The sequence below is a fragment of the Citrobacter sp. Cf132 genome, assembly GCF_030333885.1.
GTDB lineage: Bacteria > Pseudomonadota > Gammaproteobacteria > Enterobacterales > Enterobacteriaceae > Citrobacter > Citrobacter freundii.
Window position 1 is genome coordinate 40,951 of record NZ_JAOWFA010000045.1, and the last position, 6,606, is coordinate 47,556.

General features: G+C 45.8%; 8 protein-coding genes. 5 read left to right on the forward strand and 3 right to left on the reverse strand.

What is annotated here, in order from left to right:
* Nucleotides 1–16: 16 nt before the first annotated feature.
* Nucleotides 17–1,054 carry a hypothetical protein gene (locus tag OGV85_RS06635; protein WP_057064850.1) on the reverse strand — a complete coding sequence of 346 codons (1,038 nt, stop codon included), beginning with the start codon at nucleotides 1,052–1,054 and terminating at the stop codon, nucleotides 17–19.
* A gap of 712 nt (nucleotides 1,055–1,766) precedes the next feature.
* A complete protein-coding gene (locus tag OGV85_RS06640) occupies nucleotides 1,767–3,203 on the reverse strand; it encodes a glutathione synthase (RefSeq protein WP_057102349.1) in 1,437 nt (478 codons plus the stop codon).
* A gap of 106 nt (nucleotides 3,204–3,309) precedes the next feature.
* Here OGV85_RS06640 and OGV85_RS06645 point away from each other — a divergent pair, with 106 nt between their 5' ends.
* From OGV85_RS06645 to OGV85_RS06660, 4 genes are all read left to right on the forward strand, one after another.
* On the forward strand, nucleotides 3,310–3,681 hold the full coding sequence (locus OGV85_RS06645) for an ArsR/SmtB family transcription factor (protein WP_057103093.1): 372 nt from the start codon (nucleotides 3,310–3,312) through the stop codon (nucleotides 3,679–3,681).
* A gap of 4 nt (nucleotides 3,682–3,685) precedes the next feature.
* A complete protein-coding gene (locus tag OGV85_RS24530) occupies nucleotides 3,686–3,799 on the forward strand; it encodes an arsenate reductase/protein-tyrosine-phosphatase family protein (RefSeq protein WP_286553321.1) in 114 nt (37 codons plus the stop codon).
* Nucleotide 3,800: 1 nt separating this feature from the next.
* On the forward strand, nucleotides 3,801–4,187 hold the full coding sequence (locus OGV85_RS06655) for an arsenate reductase/protein-tyrosine-phosphatase family protein (protein ID WP_061548513.1): 387 nt from the start codon (nucleotides 3,801–3,803) through the stop codon (nucleotides 4,185–4,187).
* A gap of 109 nt (nucleotides 4,188–4,296) precedes the next feature.
* Nucleotides 4,297–4,521: a protein-tyrosine phosphatase family protein gene (locus tag OGV85_RS06660; RefSeq protein ID WP_057102348.1), complete on the forward strand. Its 225-nt coding sequence runs from the start codon at nucleotides 4,297–4,299 to the stop codon at nucleotides 4,519–4,521.
* A 231-nt stretch (nucleotides 4,522–4,752) separates the two neighbouring features.
* On the opposite strand, the gene OGV85_RS06665 is transcribed toward OGV85_RS06660, so the two are convergent.
* Nucleotides 4,753–4,926, reverse strand: coding sequence for a hypothetical protein (locus tag OGV85_RS06665; RefSeq protein WP_156485358.1), 174 nt, complete (start codon nucleotides 4,924–4,926; stop codon nucleotides 4,753–4,755).
* A 643-nt stretch (nucleotides 4,927–5,569) separates the two neighbouring features.
* Between OGV85_RS06665 and OGV85_RS06670 the strand changes: the two genes are divergently transcribed.
* A protein-coding gene (locus OGV85_RS06670) for an IS3-like element ISSen4 family transposase (protein WP_286553126.1) occupies nucleotides 5,570–6,606 on the forward strand; the annotation gives its coding sequence in 2 pieces (ribosomal slippage) (nucleotides 5,570–5,828 and nucleotides 5,828–6,606; 1,038 coding nt annotated over the 2 pieces). This gene is flagged as partial in the annotation.

The following is a 6,606-nucleotide window of genomic DNA, read 5'->3' on the forward strand; positions in this document are numbered from 1 at the left end:
CGGGCTATTTCTGCTTTCATTGAGATGCGTGCTGGGACATGGAGGGAATCAGGAGCGACCGGACATCCACGGTGGCATCTTCCGTTTCGTTGTTCTCACTACCTTGCGTCAGCTCATTAAGATACGCGCGAATTTGCGCCGTCTGCTTCAGGTAATAGCACAGATTTAAGGCGATTCGTACTCTGTCGTCGGATAGCCCACGCCCTGAGAAGGCTGAACTCCGAAGATCTCCAGGCGTTTGAGATGTGTTTCTCTTATGGTAGATGCTCATCACTTCAGCATGCAGCGCGGAAAAACTGTTGGGTTCTCTCAGGCGCTGATCATTTCTGTAAATGACCCGGGCAGTATCCAGATCATTTTGCTGGAGCAATATCCAGCCATAAAGGGTCTCGCTTGAATGTAAATTGTCCGGTGCTATCCATCCACGCTTATCTGCATAGATGTACTCATGAAGTAACGATCTGAGTCGTTCCTCCAGGAAACTAAGTTTAGTGCGTAGTTGTTTCTGGACATTGTCAATCTTGTTATGAATCGCCAGATTCAGCGTGAGCATATAGAAAAACAGATTGATATGGGCCTCGGTGACGGCATTAAAGCGGCGTTCGGACTCCTTATCATGTCTATCCCCAACACTCATTTCAGCCGTTAAACGGGTTCCCTGATGTTCCAGCACCGCATAAAGATCGATACCACGTCGTTTCACCTCACCAAGTACAGCCACGGAAGGCATTTCGAAGCACGCATCATACTGGTCGATAAACTGCTGATAGGCTATGCCGGCATTTTCAAATCGCTCATCCCTGATGACGTCCAGTATCCGTGTAACCTGCTTGCGGACTTCCTGCTGAAAGGCTTCCACATCAACATCGTTATAGATAAGCGTGTTTGACTGCATCGCTATCAGGTAGGCGGGGAGCATTTCAGGCACACGCTCATTAGAAATGATTCGCCCGGTGACTGTGTCCCTGATTGCCTGCCGTGGCTGTTCCTTAACAGCCTCTCCGGCCGCGACCTTTTTCTCAACATCAGACCGCTTGTGCAGTTGCTGGATCATTTCTCTTTCCCTTTGTATGGGCTGGCAATATCACGCCATTAGAACTCAAAAGCATGTCGACCGCAAAAGATCCACCTAAGCATTTTTTCAGATCAACGCGGAATGTTCTGCTCACTACAGATTATATAAACCGTGATGAGTGACATTGTCACGTAATAGGGGCCGATGTATCTGCGCGGCATTATACCTGTCACTGGGAACAGCACGGCCGCCATATCCAGCGCAAACGCCTGTGTATAAACTACCATTTTATGTCTGGCCTGGGTCTGAATGACGTTCATGGGCTAACGATGATGTAGCTGTGGCGGAAGGTATGAGGTGCCATCGGAATTGAAAAGATGCAATAAAGGAGATATTTTGTTTGAAATGATATAGTTACATTGAGTTAAATAAAAACCACAAGTAAATGTAGGTTTTTAGTTTTGTATAGAAAAAGAATAATAGTTAATATAATCCTTTTATTCTAAAGAGGTTTCTGCGGGGGACATTCTCGCAACGGAATTTTAAAATTTCCTGACCAGCAAATATCTGAACTTAACTTTGACTGATTGTGTAATCGCTTAATGTTAATTCAGATGGGATTTCAAAAAGAGCTCCTTCTGAATTAAACGGAGCTCTAAGATAACAATCCAAGAATCAGACTCACAGACAACAGTGGCTTTACGCTTATAACGTTACCTTATAGCACTCTGAAGTGAAGTGGCTTACTGAATTAATCACTGAATACCAGCGAGTCTAAAACACCTTGTCCACTATGAACTCCTCCCTCAGTTGACTCTGCTGATTTGCTACGGATCAAATACCCAGCAAAACAGGGCTCAGCGCTAGCTGCATAGTTATCTATCTGAACGGAGAAAATTCCTAATTCGCTGACCAGATCAGTAATCTGATATAACTCCCCTTTACGGACAACCAGAGAGGGTACCGATCGCGGGGCAGGATGTAATCGACGCATGAACGACCACGATTGATATTGCAGCGGGTCAAGCTTTGCCAGTTTTAACTGGATATCAGCACCAAACAGACAATGCCCACCCCCTTCACCCTGATTTTTGAGAACCCATGAATCAGAAGGAGACTCTTTTACGATGTTGATAGTATGAGGGTTAACAGGAAGCATTTCGCCCAACACCATTTTTATGGTGTTAACCTCTTCCGGTTTCAATCCGAAAGCAACCAGCTCATCGAGCCCCAAGTGAGAGAGCAACATTTGAACCCGCTTACTTGTCGCAAGCTGCTGAGCGACTGTTGCATTAACCGCAACTCGGTGCTGCTCGATCAGTACTCGTGTAGCCATTAACGCCTGACAACACTCCTTCTCATTGAGGCTGGCGGCTTCATAATCTGAGTATTGATATCCGGCACGTAAGTAGACAGTATCAAGTGGTCCTACACCGTTGAGAATTAGCCTGTTTTTGTCACCGGTTCTCAATTGATTATGAAGTTCCTGAAAAGTTTTGCGATGCGTTTCGATCCCTTTTTGCTGAAGGGCTAGCTCAAGCAAGTGCTGATCAAACACGTTGTTTTCATGTTCTTGCACTATCATCAAGAATCTGGCCGGGCCTGGATCTTCGAACTCTTGTTTAATTCTGAATGTAGCCCGGGCAAGAGCTGCTGATATCCCTTCGATGGCATGGTTTTCGACAAGTATTCCCTTTGCCTGGTGGGACCATTCAGAATAAGTAGTTGACCATTGCCTTTGTATATATTGATGTAGCTCGTGTGTCCGCTGACCAAATGGCCCCATACCGGCGGCTATGCCATTGAACTCTATTAGCTTAAAGCCATCGTGAACATCATCCATAAAGTCGCTACGCATAATGAGCAATGGTAGCCGGGGAGCTGTGCTTGAGGATGAATGGATTTGTTGATGCATGTTCAGTAAAGCTGAAAAGAAGGGATTCCCAGCTTTGATGGGATAAATGGCATCGTATAAAAAATCATGATTCTCAGAAACTGAATAGATTAATTTGCTGAGTATTTTTGCTAAGTTTTGTAAAAGCTTATAGGTTTCCCGCCTGATAGGCGTTGGCGTCAAGGTAAACGGGGTATGCACTGCAGAATACGACGATTCCTTAAAGGCGACACCATGTGTTAAGGCCCATTCGACCGCATCATCCTTGATTTTCTGAAGGTCAAGAGTATTCATTTTACGTCCCCTGATTATTACCTGACGTATCATTAAACATTGTTACCAGGATTCCTAGACTATAAAATTTGGTTGATTACTTCAATAGTTCTTGTAGCATTGAATTATGAAAAAAGATACTGCAACTCAAGTTTTTGAATCCCTGGCTTCTGACATCCGACTGGATATCTATCGCTTGCTGGTGAAAGCCGGGCCACAGGGCATGGTCGCCGGGCAAATAGCGTCAAGCCTTGCCATTGCTCCAAATAATTTATCGTTTCATCTCAAAGCGATGACACGTGTCGGATTGCTTTCAGTTGAACAAGAAGGTCGTTTTCAGCGCTATAGGGCGAATATCACTTTGATGCTGGAACTGATTTCCTTCCTGACAGAAGAATGTTGCTCCGGTCATCCGGAAAAATGCATATCTCTGCACACGGAGCTCAATTGCACATCTTCAGATGTCCTTTGCTCTCACCCAGAAAAAAATAAGGGCTAATTTTATGAACGTATTATTTCTTTGTACCGGTAACTCTTGTCGCTCCATTCTGGCTGAAGCAACGTTCAACCATCTTGCACCGAACGTTCAACCATCTTGCACCGGAGGGCTGGCATAGCATGAGTGCAGGAAGTCATCCAACCGGGCATGTACATCCTCGCTCACTTGCTTTGCTGCAACATGAAGGCATCTCCACCATAGGTTGCTACAGTAAATCGTGGGAAAGTTTGCCACTGGTACCAGATATCGTAATCAGTGTCTGTGGCTATGCAGCAAATGAAACTTGTCCTACCTATTTGGGACTTGTACTACGAAGCCATTGGGGGGTTGATGACCCGGCTCGTGTTACAGGTACAGATGAGGAGATTAATGCGGCTTTTATAAAGGCATATACCATCCTTCGAGCACGCATCGAGGCGTTTTTTACTCTTCCGTTGGCTGAGTTGCAAAAAGATAAAACCATGTTTAAAGCTGAACTGGATCGTATCGGCAATTTGATAGGTTAAGAATTTTTCCGTTTTTATGGTCTTTTAGGTGTAGAAACAAATAAATGAGCAAGCTATAACACGTCCTAATGCCTGGGCATACTGTAGTGGTGTAAATGATATCCAGCAGATGGTAGATGAAGACGGGAGCAAAGTGGTGGTTGATTTACGTGCCGAATCGACGGGTTACACTGCGCATCAACCTGAGATGCAGCGGGTGAATATACCATTAAGTGATCATACTGAAGTGCCAGAGGAGCAACTGTTTCGTAAAGCGATTTTTGCTGTGGTGGATACCAATCAAAAAGGGAAAAAAGTTGTATTTCATAGTGCCGCAAGTAAGGGGAAAAAATAATGTTTTAATTATATTCAATGTGAGGGATCCATCCCCCATCCAGTCTAACCAGACACCGCCTGGAGCGTTTCTGCTGAAGCCTCTCTCTCACGCGACTTGGCAGCAGCTAGGAGACTGTAATTTAAATTGTGTATCTTCCTGTTACATTTAAATCATTCCCTTGATGTTTTAAACATAACAGGAATATTTACGTTCCACTGCCAATCAAACCAATTAGAGATTTACTTTCTGCTACTCATCTTTTTCGGCAGTACTGCGCATGGCATCTTGCATCCAAGATGCCTTCAACATGTTTGTTTGTACAATGCCATCAATTTCCGAGAATACAGGTTCAGATAATGACTTAAACAGGCACTCAGGCATACTTTCAAAAAGCCAGCCAACTATCTTGTTGATATGCATCATCGCCCCCTTAGTCGCTTATCAAAATTATAGTTGAATATATTCGATTTTACAGATATGTTGTTAACTATTTCTGGGCAGCGATTACTGTAATCAGATGTCCACATACGGAGTAAGAATGTGCAGTTCTCCACCTTTCCGCTTTCCAAAAAGCTGAGGGCAGAGGCATGAATACGATACAGTTGCTGACATCTTCGGAATGCTAAAGTGGCGAGTTACCTTACTATTAATAGATAAATTGGGATGCTGGCGTTTCACTGTTAGGTTATACAGTATTTACACTCATATGTCGGTCTGAGTGATATCTGGTGGCAGTATGGATTGTCTTTAACTCGTTAAAAAAGGCATGGTATACATATGATTATTCAGATTTGTTTGGTGATGAGAGGAACATCTTTTTCTTTGTACCGAGAATTCCTATCGTTCCATTCTAGTCTGGCTGAAGCGACATTTAACGCGCTATGACCAGCATAAGTGCAGGCCCCCAACTGAAAGGATAGGGGGGTCTTTGTCCTGCGACAGCAGAGCAATAACATTTAGCGATGTATTAGCAGCAAAATGACCACTGGTTCTTGTGACCTGCTCCCCGTTGATTAGTACACCCCGATGTTAGTAATGTCTTCATAAGCCACATGAGGACATCCCCATGAAGAAGCGTTTTTCCGACGAACAGATCATCAGTATTCTCCGCGAAGCCGAAGCTGGGGTACCCGCCCGTGAACTCTGCCGCAAGCATGCCATTTCCGATGCCACGTTTTACACCTGGCGTAAGAAGTATGGCGGTATGGAGGTGCCTGAAGTTAAGCGCCTGAAGTCGCTTGAGGAAGAGAACACCAGACTCAAGAAGCTGCTTGCCGAAGCCATGCTGGATAAAGAGGCGCTTCAGGTGGCTCTTGGGCGAAAGTACTGACGACAGACCAGAAGCGGGAAGCCGTGATGTTGATGTGTGATGCGACCGGTCTGTCGCAACGTCGTGCCTGCAGGCTTACAGGTTTATCCCTGTCGACCTGCCGCTATGAGGCTCACCGTCCGGCTGCTGATGCGCATTTATCAGGGCGCATCACTGAGCTGGCACTGGAGCGCAGGCGTTTTGGCTACCGTCGTATTTGGCAGTTGCTGCGCCGTGAAGGGCTTCATGTTAATCATAAGCGCGTGTACCGGCTTTATCACCTCAGTGGCCTGGGCGTAAAACGCAGAAGACGTCGTAAAGGGCTGGCAACAGAACGTCTGCCGCTGCTCCGTCCGGCGGCGCCCAATCTGACCTGGTCGATGGATTTCGTCATGGACGCACTTTCCACCGGTCGCAGGATCAAGTGTCTTACCTGCGTCGATGATTTCACAAAGGAATGCCTGACGGTCACTGTTGCCTTTGGGATTTCAGGCGTTCAGGTCACGCGTATTCTGGACAGCATTGCACTGTTTCGAGGCTATCCGGCGACGATAAGAACTGACCAGGGGCCGGAGTTCACTTGCCGTGCACTGGATCAATGGGCCTTTGAGCATGGTGTTGAGTTGCGCTTAATCCAGCCGGGCAAGCCAACGCAGAACGGATTTATTGAGAGCTTTAACGGACGATTTCGCGATGAATGTTTGAATGAGCACTGGTTCAGCGATATCGTTCATGCCAGGAAAATTATTAATGACTGGCGGCAGGATTATAACGAATGCCGCCCGCACTCCACG

What these genes read in the sequence shown, in the direction of transcription:
- OGV85_RS06635 (WP_057064850.1), bottom strand. Translation starts at nt 1,054, where the DNA reads ATGATCCAGCAACTGCACAAGCGGTCTGATGTTGAGAAAAAGGTCGCG.
- OGV85_RS06640 (WP_057102349.1), bottom strand. Translation starts at nt 3,203, where the DNA reads ATGAATACTCTTGACCTTCAGAAAATCAAGGATGATGCGGTCGAATGG.
- OGV85_RS06645 (WP_057103093.1), top strand. Translation starts at nt 3,310, where the DNA reads ATGAAAAAAGATACTGCAACTCAAGTTTTTGAATCCCTGGCTTCTGAC.
- OGV85_RS24530 (WP_286553321.1), top strand. Translation starts at nt 3,686, where the DNA reads ATGAACGTATTATTTCTTTGTACCGGTAACTCTTGTCGCTCCATTCTG.
- OGV85_RS06655 (WP_061548513.1), top strand. Translation starts at nt 3,801, where the DNA reads ATGAGTGCAGGAAGTCATCCAACCGGGCATGTACATCCTCGCTCACTT.
- OGV85_RS06660 (WP_057102348.1), top strand. Translation starts at nt 4,297, where the DNA reads ATGGTAGATGAAGACGGGAGCAAAGTGGTGGTTGATTTACGTGCCGAA.
- OGV85_RS06665 (WP_156485358.1), bottom strand. Translation starts at nt 4,926, where the DNA reads ATGATGCATATCAACAAGATAGTTGGCTGGCTTTTTGAAAGTATGCCT.